The sequence below is a fragment of the Anoxynatronum buryatiense genome, assembly GCF_900182905.1.
GTDB lineage: Bacteria > Bacillota > Clostridia > Peptostreptococcales > Tindalliaceae > Anoxynatronum > Anoxynatronum buryatiense.
Genome location: NZ_FXUF01000004.1, coordinates 1 through 15,077, shown reverse-complemented (window position 1 = coordinate 15,077; position 15,077 = coordinate 1). Strand labels below are relative to the sequence as shown.

General features: G+C 50.6%; 11 protein-coding genes. 6 read left to right on the top strand and 5 right to left on the bottom strand.

The window, feature by feature from the left end:
- Positions 1-190: 190 nt before the first annotated feature.
- Together QOL74_RS06765 and QOL74_RS06760 are read right to left on the bottom strand one after the other, a co-directional pair.
- Positions 191-1,246 (bottom strand): TRAP transporter substrate-binding protein, encoded by a 1,056-nt coding sequence (locus QOL74_RS06765; protein ID WP_283408693.1) that lies wholly within the window; start codon positions 1,244-1,246, stop codon positions 191-193.
- A gap of 182 nt (positions 1,247-1,428) precedes the next feature.
- On the bottom strand, positions 1,429-2,112 hold the full coding sequence (locus QOL74_RS06760; RefSeq protein ID WP_283408692.1) for a GntR family transcriptional regulator: 684 nt from the start codon (positions 2,110-2,112) through the stop codon (positions 1,429-1,431).
- A gap of 427 nt (positions 2,113-2,539) precedes the next feature.
- Between QOL74_RS06760 and QOL74_RS06755 the strand changes: the two genes are divergently transcribed.
- The gene (locus QOL74_RS06755) at positions 2,540-3,679 is read left to right on the top strand and encodes a glycerol dehydrogenase (RefSeq protein ID WP_283408691.1); all 1,140 of its coding nucleotides are present in this window, start codon (positions 2,540-2,542) and stop codon (positions 3,677-3,679) included.
- A 43-nt stretch (positions 3,680-3,722) separates the two neighbouring features.
- The gene (gene dhaK / locus QOL74_RS06750) at positions 3,723-5,477 is read left to right on the top strand and encodes a dihydroxyacetone kinase subunit DhaK (RefSeq protein ID WP_283408690.1); all 1,755 of its coding nucleotides are present in this window, start codon (positions 3,723-3,725) and stop codon (positions 5,475-5,477) included.
- A gap of 15 nt (positions 5,478-5,492) precedes the next feature.
- Here the strand turns inward: dhaK and QOL74_RS06745 are convergent, their stop codons facing one another.
- The 3 genes from QOL74_RS06745 to QOL74_RS06735 form a co-directional block, all read right to left on the bottom strand.
- A complete protein-coding gene (locus QOL74_RS06745) occupies positions 5,493-6,434 on the bottom strand; it encodes a PocR ligand-binding domain-containing protein (RefSeq protein ID WP_283408689.1) in 942 nt (313 codons plus the stop codon).
- Positions 6,435-6,865: 431 nt separating this feature from the next.
- Positions 6,866-8,839: an FAD-binding protein gene (locus tag QOL74_RS06740; RefSeq protein ID WP_283408688.1), complete on the bottom strand. Its 1,974-nt coding sequence runs from the start codon at positions 8,837-8,839 to the stop codon at positions 6,866-6,868.
- A 148-nt stretch (positions 8,840-8,987) separates the two neighbouring features.
- Complete coding sequence (locus QOL74_RS06735; RefSeq protein WP_283408687.1) at positions 8,988-9,812, bottom strand: MerR family transcriptional regulator; 825 nt, start codon at positions 9,810-9,812, stop codon at positions 8,988-8,990.
- Positions 9,813-10,137: 325 nt separating this feature from the next.
- On the opposite strand from QOL74_RS06735, the gene QOL74_RS06730 reads away from it, so the two are divergent.
- The 4 genes from QOL74_RS06730 (at position 10,138) to QOL74_RS06715 (ending at position 14,673) form a co-directional block, all read left to right on the top strand.
- On the top strand, positions 10,138-11,841 hold the full coding sequence (locus QOL74_RS06730; RefSeq protein WP_283408686.1) for an FAD-dependent oxidoreductase: 1,704 nt from the start codon (positions 10,138-10,140) through the stop codon (positions 11,839-11,841).
- Positions 11,842-12,028: 187 nt separating this feature from the next.
- Positions 12,029-12,505, top strand: a complete 477-nt coding sequence (locus QOL74_RS06725) for a DUF6431 domain-containing protein (protein ID WP_283408685.1) — start codon at positions 12,029-12,031, stop codon at positions 12,503-12,505.
- Positions 12,506-12,551: 46 nt separating this feature from the next.
- On the top strand, positions 12,552-13,880 hold the full coding sequence (locus QOL74_RS06720) for a DDE-type integrase/transposase/recombinase (protein WP_283408684.1): 1,329 nt from the start codon (positions 12,552-12,554) through the stop codon (positions 13,878-13,880).
- Positions 13,873-14,673 carry an ExeA family protein gene (locus QOL74_RS06715; RefSeq protein WP_283408683.1) on the top strand — a complete coding sequence of 267 codons (801 nt, stop codon included), beginning with the start codon at positions 13,873-13,875 and terminating at the stop codon, positions 14,671-14,673. The genes QOL74_RS06720 and QOL74_RS06715 overlap by 8 nt, the downstream gene beginning before the upstream one ends.
- Positions 14,674-15,077: the final 404 nt, after the last annotated feature.

Here is a 15,077-nt window from a genome sequence, read left to right as displayed (position 1 = left end):
CCATTATGTAATCTTGCATGTGCTTTTTCATTAAAAGTCCCAGCTCAAAGCTGAAGTGCTTTGAGCCAGGACTTTTTCAACCATTCTTACTCTTCCCGCTTAAGCGACCGCAAGCAGCTATTGGAGCTTGTAAAGCTTGTGTAGCTTGTAAAGCTTGTGTACCTTTTGGAGCTTTTGGGGCTATTGATTGTTACTCCAATGCCTTGAAGCTGTCCAGCAGGCTTTTCACTTCAGGATACTGGGCACCGTATTCATCCAGCATTGATGCCACTGCATCACGGAATGGACCTTTGTCAACTTCATGGAAGGTGACTCCCATTTCTTCTGTGGCTTCTGTGACAGCTTCGGCAATGGCCGCATCCCATAGCGGCTTATGGAATTCAGTTGATTCAACTGCTGCTGCTTCAATAATGGCTTTTTGTGCATCAGTCAGGCTGTCCCATACTCTGGCGCTGACAACAAGAATATCAGGAATCATGGTATGCTCATCATAAGAGAAATGCTTGGAAACCTCTCCATGCTTCCCATTGGTTAATGCGGTTTCATTACTTTCTGCTCCATCAATAATGCCGGACTGCAGTGAGGTGTACACATCTCCATAGGGCATACCCACCGGTGTGCCGCCAAGGGCCTGCATCATGTCTGTCTGGGATTGAAAGCCCATGACACGAATTTTAACGCCTCTTAAATCATCTGGATGCAAAATCGGCTTGTTAACCGTATAGAACGAACGTGCGCCGGATGTGTAGTAGGTTAGTCCCACAAACCCTTTGTCATGGGTGCTTTGATAAAGCTCTTTCACGGCATCAGATTCCATGGAGGTAAAGAAATGATTTTCATCTGCAAACACATAGGGTAATGTGAACGCGTTGTACCCGTCGTCATAGGGTGTCAGGGCAGCGGCAGAAACCTTTGTCATGGCAACGCCACCTGCCTGCAGCTGCTCTAAAACCTGTTCTTCAGAGCCCAGCTGTGCATTGGGGTAAATGTCTACCTTCATGTTGCCCTGTGATTTTTCTTCAATCAGTCTGCCAAACTCAGCCAATGCCAAATGAACGGTGTGCTGCTCATTTAAATTATGGGCCAGTCTCAGCGTCACTTCTTCGCCAATTGATTCACCGGCTTGTTCATTTCCTGCAGGACTTGCAGCAGGGCTTGCAGCAGGTTCACCCGCACCTGTGCCACATCCCATCAATAGCATCATGATTAATGAAACCGTTATCCCAACACTTAACAACTTTCTCATACTCTTCCTCCTTTTGTCATTAACTCATTTATTTGAAATCTTAACGTTTTCCTTCAACCGTGCCGTTGCTGCACATTCTGATCTGAGGAAAAAGTTAAGAAATCATTCTCCAGAAACGTCAAAATACCATACTACCATGCAAGTTTCGCCCCATCCCAAATGATACAGATGAACGCCGGGGGCTACTTGAAGTATTCAGGATATTTTCTTTTCAGTTCCACTTTCTCGATATTAAGTTTTTTCAGGTGTTTGCTCATAATCTCCAAACCCTTTCGGGTATCTTTGGTTCTGATGGCCTCAATGATTCCCTGGTGCTGTTCAATGGTTTGTTCCCAGTTGATATTGGCAATGAAACTTAACACCCTGATCCGCTTATACTGGCTGTTGACCTGATCAATAACAGACCAGGTTCTCATTTTGTTGCATTCCTGAAAAATGGTTTTATGAAAGGCTTCGTCCACTTCAAGAAACTCAGCGTAGGCCTTTTTTGCGATTTTGTTTTTTTGAGAAGCCACATTTTGCTCAAGTAAAAACAACGCATCTTCAGAAAACTGGCTGGTTGCAAGTTCTATCACAGATTTCTCCAGACTTTCTCGAATAAACCTGGCCTCTTCAACTTCATCTAAGTCGATGTAAGAAATATAGGTGCCTCTTTGGGGTAATATATACAGCAGGTCTTCTTTTGACAGCTTAATAAAGGCTTCTCTCACAGGGGTTCTGCTTACCTGAAGCAGCTCAGAAATTTCATTCTCGCTGATCCTGTCACCGGGCTTAACGTTCAACGCCACAATGTTTTTCTTTAGCACCTCGTATACATAGTCACTCACCGAGTGGCCATTTTGGGGTTGTTCAATTTTCCATTCCACTTTTCACCACTCCATTTTCCTGCAGCCAGATAAAAGATTAACTGCCACCATGCTACCATGGTAGTTTAGCCTTTGTCAATATGATTTATGCGCCTGAATTTTTCCATGAAAAGCAACCGCCTTTCTCAACAGGCTTTCTCCATCTGCTGCGACGATTTCGTAAAGCCGCTCTCTTATGACTGCGTCATCCCTTCAAAAGCACCGTATTGGCTGATTTTTCGTTTTTTTCAGACATCCTTTCGGCGTTGTTTTAGGGGTGCCATGATGGTAAAAAAAGACACCCATGCAACTTTTACGCCCCACCAGTGGCGATTTTTTTGATGTTTTATTTACATAAGAGGCTTTATACGACTAATGTATTCATTCAGAATTTTTCGTATGCTGAACTCAACATAAAGATTTCATCGAAAATAATAGGAGGCGAAACATGAGAAAAGCATTTATTTCACCAGGCAAATATGTGCAGGGAGAAGGCGAGTTACTGAATCTGGGATACTTTGTCAACACTTTTGGTAAAACCGCCCTTCTCATCGCGCATGCAGATGACGTCAAGCGTGTTCAGAATCAGCTGGATGCAACAAAGGAGACTTATGGTATTCAGTTTATTCAAAGCAACTTTGGCGGCGAATGCTCCCGGGAGGAAGTTAAACGGCTTCAGGCGCTGGCTGCTGAAAGCAACTGTGACTGCACCATTGGCTTAGGCGGTGGCAAAGCCATTGATACGGCGAAATGCGTTGCCCAGGGCGGCCCACTGATTATTTGTCCCACCATTGCTGCAACAGATGCCCCCACCAGCCACTCTGCTGTCTTGTACACACCTGAAGGCGCCTTTGATGACTATGCCTATTTTTCCCAAAACCCCAGCGTGGTGCTGGTGGATACCAAGGTGATTGCCCAGGCACCCACCCGATTTTTGGTGTCCGGCATGGGCGACTCCCTCTCCACTTATTTTGAAGCCAGAGCCACCCGCAGCTCCTACTCCCCTGTGAACGCAGGGCTGCCTTGCGGCTACCGGGAAGGTCACTGCCCGCCAGCCAGAGGCACCAACACCGCCTTTGCACTGGCGAAGCTTTGCTACCAAACCCTTTTGGCTGACGGCATCAAGGCAAAGCTCTCCTGCGATATTAACCAGGTAACCCCTGCACTGGAAAACATCATCGAAGCCAACTCCCTTCTTTCCGGTCTCGGCTTTGAAAGCGGCGGACTGGCAGCAGCTCATGCCATTCACGACGGCCTGACCATTTTTGAAGGCACCCACCAGTATTATCATGGCGAAAAAGTGGCTTTCGGCACACTGGTTCAACTGATTCTTGAAAATGCGCCGGCAGAAGAGCTGGAAGAAGTGTTGGATTTCTGTTTGTCAGTTGGGCTCCCTGTCTGCCTGGCAGATATTGGCGTGATTGCGCCTTCAGAGGATGAACTTTATCAGGCAGCCGAAAAAGCGTGTATTCCTGAAGAATCCATCCACGCCATGCCTTTTCCTGTCACAGTGGAAAACGTTGTCGCTGCCATCAAAGCAGCAGATGCCCTTGGCGCACAATGGAAATCCACCTGGAACCACCACTGATGTGGTATCCTTCATTTTATTCTGACAAGAGGGGAGCAATCACATGAAAAAAATCATGAATCAGCCGGAAAACGTTGTTTATGAAATGTGTAAAGGCATCGTCATGGCTCATCCCGAGCTTTGTTTCATTGAAAAATACAAAATCATTCAAAAAAATCGTATTGACCAGGACAAAGTGACCCTGATCAGCGGCGGCGGCAGCGGTCATGAGCCTGCCCATGCCGGTTTTATTGGTACCGGACTCATTGATACCGCCGTTTGTGGAGACGTTTTTGCGTCTCCCTCTCAGGTGCAGGTGTACCAGGCAATCAAAACCTCTGCTTCCAGAAAAGGCACTCTGCTGATTATCAAAAACTACAGCGGCGATATCATGAACTTTAAAAATGCCGCTCATCTGGCGGCTGAAGACGGCATTGAAGTGGATTTTGTGAAGGTGGACGATGATATTGCTGTGCAGGATTCACTGTATACCGTGGGCCGCAGAGGAGTGGCCGGCACGGTTCTTGTCCATAAGGCCACCGGTGCCATGGCACAAAAAGGCACCAGCCTTCAGGAGGTTAAGCGGGTTGCTCAAAAAGCCGTGGATCATGTGAAAAGCCTGGGCTTCGCCTTCAGCTCCTGTACAGTGCCTGCCAAAGGAACACCCACCTTTGAAATTGGTGATGATGAGATGGAATACGGTGTTGGCATTCATGGTGAGCCCGGTATCCAACGGGAGGCCATGATCTCCGCCGATGAGCTGGCTTCCAGAATGGTGCCAGCACTCCTTGAATCTCTGAAACTCACCACCGGAGAAGTGGCGGTCTTAATCAATGGCTTCGGCAGCACCCCCCTGCAGGAGCTGTATCTATTCAACCATTCCGTCTGCAGGCTGCTGACAGCATCAGGCATCACTGTTCACCGAACCTTCGTGGGTAACTTTATGACCAGTATTGATATGCTGGGTGCCTCCATTTCCATTATGAAGCTGGATGACGAGCTGAAGGAGCTGCTGGACGCTCCCTGCGAAAGCCCGGCTTTACAGATTTCAGGCCCCCCGTCGCCCATGGATCTTTCACCTTTGATGGTTCTTGAAAAGCAGGCGTCTTCCTCCCTTCAGGAACCTGCGGCGCTTCCTCAGCTTGATTCTCATCTTCATCACCAGCTGATTTCGCTGGCAAATATCCAGCATATGGTGCAGGTGATGGGCGACTGCATTATTCGCAATGAAGTCCCCTTCTGCCAGCTGGATGCCCATGCCGGCGATGGTGATTTTGGCATGAGTGTGGCCAAAGGCTTTAAGCAGTTACAACAGGAGTGGCCCCAGTTATTGATGGCATCTCATACCATCGGTGATTTTCTGGATGCCTGCTCACTGATTATCATGGAGCATTGCGGCGGCGCTTCAGGTCCCCTCTGGGGTGCTGCCTTCAGAGGAGCCGCCCGTTCTGCCGGCAATGAGAAAGCCTTGACCCTGGAGGCCTTCACGTCGATGATGGCGGCAGCCGCCGAAGCCATCCAGGCCACCGGGGAGCGCTCCTTTGGCCGGGGTGCAGTGGTGGGCGATAAGACGATGATTGACGCCCTGGTACCTGCCGTCAACGCTTTGAAAGACAGTGAGAAAGAAGCCGACACTCTTCTGGAAGCCTTGAAAAAATCAGCGGCTGCAGCTGTTCAGGGGGCAGAAAGCACCAAAGAAATCGCCGCAAAAATGGGCAGGGCCGGCACTGTGGGCGACCGCAGCCTTGGTCATCCCGATGCCGGTGCCTTTGCCCTGGGCGTGATTTTTACAGAAGTTGCCGCCAGCATGAAAGCTTAAAGGACCGATTTTGCTTCAGGCTTCTTCAGCGCTGGGCCACATGGTTAGCCTGAATACGGCGGGGGTCACCCCTGTTTCACGCTTAAACACTTTGATGAAGTAACTGGCATCTTCAAATCCGCAGGCTCCGGCAATTTCACCAATGGTACTGCGGGAGTTCAAAAGGAGTACCTTGGCTTTGTTCACACGCACATGGCACACATATTGGGGAACGCTTTTTCCCATCTGCTTGCAAAAGAGGCGGCTGAAATAGCTTTCAGAAATATTGCAGCGGTGTGCCAGTGCGTTGACAGTGCATTTTTTATCGTAATGCTGCTCAATATATGCCAGTGCCGGTTTAATCAAATCTTCTGTCGGGCTTGCCGGCAGCGGTTTATCAGAAGCCGCCATTTCATTGATCACCGTCAGCTCCTTCATCAGCTGCTCACCCGGGCTTTTCACCATGTACTGACAAATGGTTTCAATGATCTTTGCTGTCGCCACCACTTTTTCATAGGTCATCACCGGCAGCCGCTTATAGGCTTCCTGCATCACTTTGGACTGGCTGAAAACCCTGTTCAGATCCGTCATTTTATAGACCGGCTCTACTGCGTAGCTTTCAGCATCATTTTCCAGGCGAACCTGCCCCGCCATCACCGCCCCCAGATACAGCTCGTTGATAATGATGGGCACCGCAACATCCACAATATTGGCGTGGCACAGATACAAAAAAGCTTCCTTCGACCTTGCCGCCTCAACGCCGCCAAAGGAATCGCATTTTTCACACCGGTCACCATAGTCAGGGGAGTCTCTCAGCATCCGGCAAAAATCATGGCAGCCACTATGCCGGGTTAGCGGCATGCCCTTGTAGTCAACGGTGATCACCGCCAAGCCCGTTGACGTAGCCAGGTAATCCTGAAATCGTTGAAAGTCAGCATGCTTCAAAGTACCGTGCAAGATTTCCCATGCCCCGTTCATTTCTCCACCTCCACTTGTGCTGCTGGTGCCTTTTCCCAGGGTATTTTACTACCATCCTACTCTATTCATTTGTGAATGTCCATCCTCTACACATATGTCAGCAGAAAAGCGGGCCCCTGATTTGCGCAGAAAGAGGGACGGCATGAGCCGTCCCTCTGAGGTTGAAGACAAAGGGCTTTGGCCCGGCCAGCTGACTCCAATCTTGTGTGTTTTTAGTCGAAAGTCTCGAAAACAGCGCCTGAACTCGCTGCGCTCAAACAGCAGGCGCTGGCGGTTTTCTCATCTTTTCGAAAAAACACTGACAAGATTTCCAAGGCTGTCCTTTACCAAATCCCTTGTCTTCATCTTATTTTGTCTATAGTCTGAGAGGGACGGCCTGAGCCGTCCCTCTTTCTTGTGCAGTTACCAGCTTCTATTGCAGTTGCCAGTTTTTATTGCTTTCCTTTTGAATAAGCTGCCGCTTCTTTTCCGGCAATCACACCAGAATCAATGGCCAGCCCGTAGTAAGAGCCGGGAATATCATAGTAGGGGGACACGAAGAGGCTTCCGGCATCGGCCCCGATCACATACAGGCCGGGAATCGCCTTGTTGTCGGTGTTTAAAGCCCGCAGGCTGGCATCCACCCGCACACCGCCAATGGTGCTCCAGCCGCTGGGCTGGTTTTGGGTAATGTAGAAAGGCCCTTCCTTGATAGGGGTCAGGTACATGGCTTCCTTGCCAAACTGTGCATCTGCTCCTGTTTCGCAGAAAGCATTGTAGGCTTCAACGGTTTCAACCAGGTGATCCAGGCCAAACTGGGCCGCCAGCTCTTCAATGGTGTCGGCTTTATAGGCCCAACCCTCCCGAATGCCCTCTTCCATGTCTTCAAACACATTGTCGATGATTTTGCCTTTGTAGTATTCACCAATCACCCAGTTGTCCGGCGCACCCTTCTGTCGGGTGTGCTCATAAAGGCCAATGGTTGACATGGCATCCATGTAGGCCTGATCCACCACAGCATAGTAGGGGCTCATGCGAGTGATGGGCTCGCTGCCGAAGGACATGGGGTAATCCACCATCATCCCTTCATTCATGAAACGGTCGCCCTGGGCATCCACAAACAAACCGCCATACACGCCCAGTCTGAAGGCACTGTTCTGGTCATATTTATCCTGCTTGGCACTGCGTGTGGCCCGGGAATTGGTGCCGCCGTATTCATTGAGGCACAGGCCAAACTCTTTTTCCAGCACCGCACCTGCTTCAAGGGCCATGTTGATGCCGTCGCCTGTGCTGAGACTTCCCCCTGCCGGGTTGATCTGCGCTCCCGACAGATACTGGTTTATCATATCTTTGCTGCCAATGAAGCCGCCGGTGGCCAGAATCACTGCATCGGCATGAATGGTTACTTTAGTGCCGTCTTTTCGTGTGGCTTCCAGGCCCACCACCTGGTCGCCATCCATGAGCAGCTTTTCGCCGGTGGTGTCATAGAGCACTTCCACCTGATCTTCTGCCAGCTGCTGCTCCCAGATCATGACCCGTTCTGCAAAGGGTGTGAGAATCAGGTGGAAGCCGCCGTACTCTTTTTTAAAGGGAGTTTCAAATCTGAAATCTGCTTCCCTGAACTCATAGCCCATGTCCATTAACTGGGTCACCGCTTCACTGGAGACTTCCAGGCTGCGTCGAATCAGGTCTGCGTTCACGCCCCATTTGCTGTATTCCATCATGTGGTAGAAGGCTTTGTCCACTGTCAGCTTGGAGTCCTGCGCCTGAAGCACCGGGGTATCCACCGCAAAGGGACCAGAAACCCGCACGCCGTTGCTCACTGCCACGCTGGCCCCCTTCTCCACCGCCATTACTTTGGCACCGCTGGCAGCTGCGTTATGAGCCGCCATAAAGCCGGAGGCCCCCACGCCCACCACCACGACATCGGTTTCATAGACTTCGTCTGCCCCAGGAACGACCGGAATTTTGCGGGCTGCCAGGTCTGAGGTGCTGCCCCCTGCCTGCTGAACACACTGTCCCACCGCACTGACCACCGCCAGGCTGGACTTGGTGGCACCAGACACTGCATCCACCGCCAGCGACTGGTGATTGATGATTTCGGGAATCATGCGTTCTTCCACCAACGCCAGTAGTTCAGGTGTTTCATCATGGTTCAGTACGCGAATGGCTGTGATGGCTGAGTCTGAAAACTCTGTCTCAACTGTCAGATAAGAGAGGTATCCATACACTTCAGCCTGATAAGTGCCTGGTGTAAAGGATAAAGCAGGTGTATCTGTTGCTGCCGGTGTTTCCGCTGGTGAAGCTGGTGCTTCAGGTGCCGGTTCCGCTGGTGCCGGTGCTGTCGCCGGCGCACCGCAGCCAGCCAGCATGAGTACCACCATCATGATAACAAGTAAGAGCGCCAGCGTAGATCTATTCTTCATCCACATATCCTCGTTCCTCCGTTCAAGATGTTTGTTAAACTTTTGGCTTTTCAAGCGGGGCCCGTCGACGTTTAGCTCCCATTTAGCCTCATCTTAAACTATGAACATGGTTCAAGGTCAAGGATATTCGTTTGCATTTGTTAAATTATTATCTTTTTGAAGCAACCAGCTGCACCGGCGCCACCGGCACATACACAATTTCAATGTCCCGGCCCTTGCCGTCCAGGTTGAGAAATGAAGGCAACAGCAGTACATCGCTGACCACTTTAAGCTGATGTTTTTCCAAGAAGTTGAACAAATCACGAAATGATTCTTTTTGAGCGCTTTCCTGCCGGGTTTTTTCCCGGTAGTACCGCACACAGGTGCCCATGGTCAGTCGGCGCACGTGGGCCCGGGTATGTTCTCCCAGCATGCCTGCCTTGGAAACCGGCAGCGCCAGGGAATAGCTGGGGTTGATTGCCGGGTGGCTGCTTAATAAATCATCCCGATGAATAATGCGGGCATAAGCTGTGATGGGCAGCAGCTCCGCCAGCTGCTGCAGCGCCTTTTCTGTTTCATCAGAAATGGAAAAGTCCAGCCCCACAGATGCCAGCACATAAAGATGGTCTTCCACCTCTTCCAGCACCATGGGGTTCTCCATTCCCGCCTGCAGCAGCTTAATCACCCGGTCTGTCGTTTCATACCGTTTATTCATCAGCTGAATCTGGTGATGCAGATGATTGCGTTGCTTTTCCAGCGACTGAATAAAGGATTCACTGGATTGTCGCTGATCAATCAACCCGACGGCCTGCTCCACAGTGAACCCGTACTGGGTTAATACGCGAAAAGCGTTGATTCGAAAAGCATCTCCCGGTGTGAAATAGCGATAGCCATTTTCGTCCCGATGCACATCCAACAGCCCGTTTTTTTCGTAGAACCGGATTTTGGATTGGGGCAACCCCACCATTTTCGCAAAATGACTGATTCGATACATTCCGTTCCTCCTCCGGCTGCTCCGGCTGCTTTTCCCAGAGTGCACTTTCAGGTCCATCCCATACATTCTGACTCTTGCTCACCATGCTGCTTGCTGCTTGTTGCCGTGCATCTCTTTCCAAATCATATCCCATGGCTTCACTTTTGTAAATCAGGGACACACATCTATTGCCCTTGTGATTAGACCATAAAGAAAGCACCGCCTCTGCTAAACCTTATAAATCTGAGTGCCCTGGCATTTTTGATAATTATTTATCAACATCTCCTTGACTTTGTAGCAACTACAAAAGCTATGCTTTAATTATCAAATCAGGAGGTGTTGAAAAATGAAGAAAAAGTTCTTAACTGCTTTACTGGTGCTGCTGTTCGTTTTTTCACTGGCAGGCTGTGCCGGTACAAGCGAATCTCCACAAGATCAAGCCACTACCGGCACTGATGCCATTGATCCTGCTGGCGAGATTACTTTTAATGCTGGCACCTATACCGCTGAAGCACCAGGCATGAACGGGCCCATCAAGGTGGAAGTCACCGTCAGTGATTCCTCCATCGAAACGATCGCTGTGCTGACATCCTCTGAAACCGCAGGTCTGGGTGATGTGGCCATGGACAGCTTGACAAATGATATTATCCATCACCAGTCCATTGGTATTGATGCCGTCACCGGTGCCACCCTGACATCAACAGGTTTTCTAACGGCGGTGGAACAAGCACTGGTTGAAGCAGGCGGCGACCTCGAAGCCTTAAAGACCGCTGTCGCCAGGGAAAATGAAGGCCAAATCGTTGAACTTGAAGCCGATGTGGTGGTGATTGGCACCGGTGGTGCCGGCACATCAGCAGCAGTCACCGCCGCCGAAAATGGCGCGAAGGTTATCGTTCTTGAAAAAGCCGCTGTTGCCGGTGGCACAACGGCCATGGGCGGCGGCTTTTTTGCCGCAGACAGCGCTCAGGCAAGAGCGTTGGGCCACGAACCTGTGGATACCGATTATATCTTCGAAAAATGGATGGATGAAATGGATTGGTTGGCTGATGCCACATTGGTCAAGCAATTTCTCGAACTTTCCCATACAACTGCCGACTGGATGGAAGCCCGGGGAATCGAATTTCAAAAAACCAAGGCAGCTGTTCAGCAATCCCATGCAGAAGGAACCAATGGGTATCATAAATACAATGACCATACCAAAACATCTGCTCAACTGACAGCCATGCTGGACAAGATAGCGGCAGATCATGGCGCCACCATCTATTATGAAACCCCTGCCATTCAGTTGATGACAGACAGCCGCCAGGTCACCGGCGTGATTGCCAGTGCAAAAGACGGTTCCACCCTGCACATATCTGCCAAATCAGTCGTCATCGCCACTGGTGGTTTCGTAGGAAATACAGACATGGTAACTGAAGCCTTAAAAGGCGTTCAGGTCAATGCCTCCGGGTATAACTCCAATGTGGGTGACGGTATTCAAATGGCTGTGGAAGCCGGCGCTGCAACACGAGGATTATCGGCCATGGTAACCCACACCTTCGCCGTCGCCGGTGGTGATGCCGTTGAAGGTGACTACGAGTTCATGGAACGCTATCAAGCAACCAATTCTGTTGCCTACATGCCCATCATCCCCTGGATCAATGCCAGCGGTGTTCGATTCGCCAACGAAGACATCGTTTATGACCGCGCCCTGTCAGGCAACGCCGTTATGTCACAGGGAAACTATGCCTATTTTCTGTATAATGAAGCGCTCTTAAACCTGCTTGAAACACAAGGAGCCCGAGCCGCCGGCATGCTGGATAAAATTGCCATGGGGCCCATGCCCGAAATCACCCCCATGGACTTTGGCTGGAACAAGCTTACCGAAATGGTTGATCAAATGGTGGCCGCCGGCCAAGTGGTGAAAGCCGATACCCTTGAAGCTCTTGCTGAACAGCTGAATATGAATCCCCGTCAGCTGGCTGAAACAATGAAAAAATATAACGAGGATGCCGCCAAAGGCGTAGACACCCTGTATTGTTTAAGCCGAAACAAACTGACCAATTGCTGATGCTATTGCCTGTCCGAAAATTGCCGGATATAATGACCATAACAAATCTTGAGAAAGGAAAGACGCCCCTGTTTGATAGACTGCTTCCGACAGCAAGTCTCAGGGGCGCCTCACACAACTCTTATGGTCATTCTATCAAAATATGAGTTGTTTGAAAACCCTGAAACAGGTGTTTTTTGTTAGGAGTTTGGAGACATTTTGTTGTCCCAGCTGTCAGTGTGAACACTGCAGCGTCATCGGAAGCCGTAACCGCAAAGTCATTGAAGCCTTCGACACAAGTCGGAGCAAAACCTTTCGAATCAGACGCCTCAAATGTTCAAGCTGTGGTAGAATCCATCACGAGCTGCCCGGCACGGTGATTCCCTACAAACGACATCCAGCAGAAAGCATCGAAGCTGTTCTGGATGACACCGAAGTCGCTGTGGAAGAATCCACCATCAGACGCTGGAAAGCCTGGTTTAACGGCATCACCTGCCATCTGCTGGGTGTGCTGAACGCCATGACAGAAGACAACGCAATGGAAAAAACTCCCTTTCCCGGAACCCCACTCCAACGGCTCCGGCAGTCCGTAGGCGAGACAACCGGATGGCTAAGCCGCGTTGTCCACCAGACAGTAAAACTGAATCTTTGGGTACAGACCCGTTCGGCCTTTTCTGCCGGGTAAAGCCAGTGTATGGTGATGACAATCCCCTGTAGAAAGGAAGATAGTCATGACCAAGGAAAAACAACAAGCCCAGGAACGGATGAAACTCATCGCACCCCTCTTGGCCCCTGGCCTGGACAAAGCCAGTTACCAGAAACTGAAAGATCAGATCAGCCAGGAAACCGGCCTGTCAGAACGCACCCTGCGCCGATACCTTGCCCGGTACCAGCAGGCAGGCTACGACGGTCTGTTGTCTGTAAAGAAAAGGATGATTACCAGTGACGCTGTCCCGGAAGAAATCCTCCAGGAAGCCATCCTCTTAAGACGCCAAGTGCCCACCAGAAGTGTGTCACAGCTGATCCAAATCCTGGAATGGGAAGGAAAAATCCAGCCCGGCCAGATCAAACGCAGCACCCTTCAGGACAAACTGGCCCAGCGAGGCTACAGCAGCCGGCAGATGAAACAGTACCATCAAACCGGTAGCACTGCCCGGCGTTTTGTGAAACCACACCGAAACTGCCTGTGGCAGTCAGACATCAAGTATGGACCGTTCCTGCCCATGGGCCTGGGAGCTAAACCCCAGCAAGTGTTCCTGGTCACCTGGATTGATGACGCTACCCGGCTGATCCTGCACAGTGAGTTTTATCCCACCCTGGGCAGCCCCATCGTCATTGACAGTTTCCGCCAATCCCTTCTAAAACACGGTATTCCGGACGCAGTCTACTTCGACAACGGGTCTGAATACCGGAACAAATGGATGCAAACCACCACCGGGCTCCTTGGCATCAAACTGATGTACACAAAACCATACAGCCCTGAGTCAAAAGGCAAATCAGAAGTGTTTCACCACCAGGTGGACCGGTTTCTCACAGAATCCAGACTGGAAAACCTGGACAGCCTGGAAGACCTGAACCACCTGTACCAGGTCTGGCTGACAGAATGCTACCAGCATAAACCTCACAGTGCCTTGAAAGACAACAAGAGCCCGTACGTTGCCTTTCAGTCAGACACCCGGCCCATACGGTACCTGGACCCCAAGGAAATCCATGATGCTTTTCTCCACCGGGAAGAACGGAAGGTGGACAAAACCGGCTGCATCAGTTTTCAAGGCAAGTTCTACGAAGTGGGGCTGTCTTACCTGGGCATGAAGGTCACCGTGATCTACGACCCGGCAGATACTTCAGTTATTCAGGTACAGGCAGGTAACCTTCAACCAGTACAGGCAAAGGAGAGAACCATCGGTCCCTGGGCCGGCACAAGACCGACTCTGCCGGAACACTTAACCAAAGTGCCCGCCACAGAGTCCCGTCTGTTAAAGGCGGCCCAGAAAAAACACCAGCAGCGTCAGGGTCCCATGGTGATCAGTTACCGGAAAGCAGGTGAGCCTGATGTATGAAACCTTTTACGGCTGTGTTAAAACACCTTTTTCCCGGACCATTGATGCCACAGATTTGTACACCCCACCGGTACTGGAAGAAATTGCCGGCCGGCTGCACTACGCCGCCCAGCGCCAGCTTTTTGCCGTCTTCACCGGGGAAGCAGGGACTGGTAAAACCACCACACTGCGCTGGTTTAAGGAGCAACTGCCCCCCAGCAAATACCAGGTCTTTTATCTATCAGATTCCAAGCTGACACCCCGGCATTTCTACAAGGGCCTTTTGGAACAGATTGGTTGTGAAGCCAAGTTTTACCGGGGTGATGCCAAACGACAGCTACACCGGGAGATTGAACTGATGCGGGGGATTCATCACATCAGGCCGGTGGTTGTGGTGGATGAAGCGCATCTGTTGGACAGGGAGATGCTGGAAGAAGTTCGGTTTCTCCTGAACTTCCAGATGGACTCCATGAGCCCCATGACCCTGATCCTGGCCGGTCAGTCAGAACTGTGGGACCGGCTGAAACTTCAAAGCTTTGCGGCCATCCGCCAGCGTATTGACATGGTCTGCCGCCTGTCACCCCTGGACAGATCCCAGACGGAAGCTTACCTGAGACAACATCTTCTGGCAGCGGGTACTGACAGGGACATCTTTTCAGAAAAAGCACTGGATGCCATTTACGCTTACTCTGGTGGTATTGCCCGGCTGATCAACAAAGCGGCCACCAACGCCCTTATCTATGGCGCTCAAACCCAGAAACCCATCATTGATGAACACATGGTGAGCCTGGTCATCAGTGGTGAGGTGGCATAACGCGGATGCCTGAAAGCGAAAAACCTTCTTTTGACTTTGACCGGTTTTCTCCTTTCCGGGAGGATAGGGCTCTGCTGAGGAGCAACCCGAGCGCCTGGTGTGAATGTCAAGCACTTTTTTCACAGTTATGGTAAGCAGTTCTTTCGTCACGCAGTAAGGAGTTTTTTCCGACGGCCGGTAAGCAGTTTTTGCCTGGAGTCGGTAAGCAGTTTTTTCACCATGACGGTAAGCACTTTTTTCTAAAATCGGTATTTGGTTAAGTCGTTCAAGATCTTGCTCTTTGGCATTTTCAAACACAAGATTATTGAAAAACAAAGGCCTTTGATCAGCCAAATGCGAGAGGGTGCCGGCAAAGCGTCCTTTGCTTTGTCTTTACAAGGCGCCCGGCTCGCATAGAGGCCCCG

Excerpts from the sequence above, each read along its gene's own strand:
- QOL74_RS06720 (WP_283408684.1), top strand. The coding sequence starts at position 12,552 with ATGACCAAGGAAAAACAACAAGCCCAGGAACGGATGAAACTCATCGCA.
- QOL74_RS06715 (WP_283408683.1), top strand. The coding sequence starts at position 13,873 with ATGTATGAAACCTTTTACGGCTGTGTTAAAACACCTTTTTCCCGGACC.
- QOL74_RS06765 (WP_283408693.1), bottom strand. The coding sequence starts at position 1,246 with ATGAGAAAGTTGTTAAGTGTTGGGATAACGGTTTCATTAATCATGATG.
- QOL74_RS06755 (WP_283408691.1), top strand. The coding sequence starts at position 2,540 with ATGAGAAAAGCATTTATTTCACCAGGCAAATATGTGCAGGGAGAAGGC.
- QOL74_RS06740 (WP_283408688.1), bottom strand. The coding sequence starts at position 8,839 with ATGAAGAATAGATCTACGCTGGCGCTCTTACTTGTTATCATGATGGTG.
- QOL74_RS06730 (WP_283408686.1), top strand. The coding sequence starts at position 10,138 with ATGAAGAAAAAGTTCTTAACTGCTTTACTGGTGCTGCTGTTCGTTTTT.
- QOL74_RS06745 (WP_283408689.1), bottom strand. The coding sequence starts at position 6,434 with ATGAACGGGGCATGGGAAATCTTGCACGGTACTTTGAAGCATGCTGAC.
- QOL74_RS06735 (WP_283408687.1), bottom strand. The coding sequence starts at position 9,812 with ATGTATCGAATCAGTCATTTTGCGAAAATGGTGGGGTTGCCCCAATCC.
- dhaK (WP_283408690.1), top strand. The coding sequence starts at position 3,723 with ATGAAAAAAATCATGAATCAGCCGGAAAACGTTGTTTATGAAATGTGT.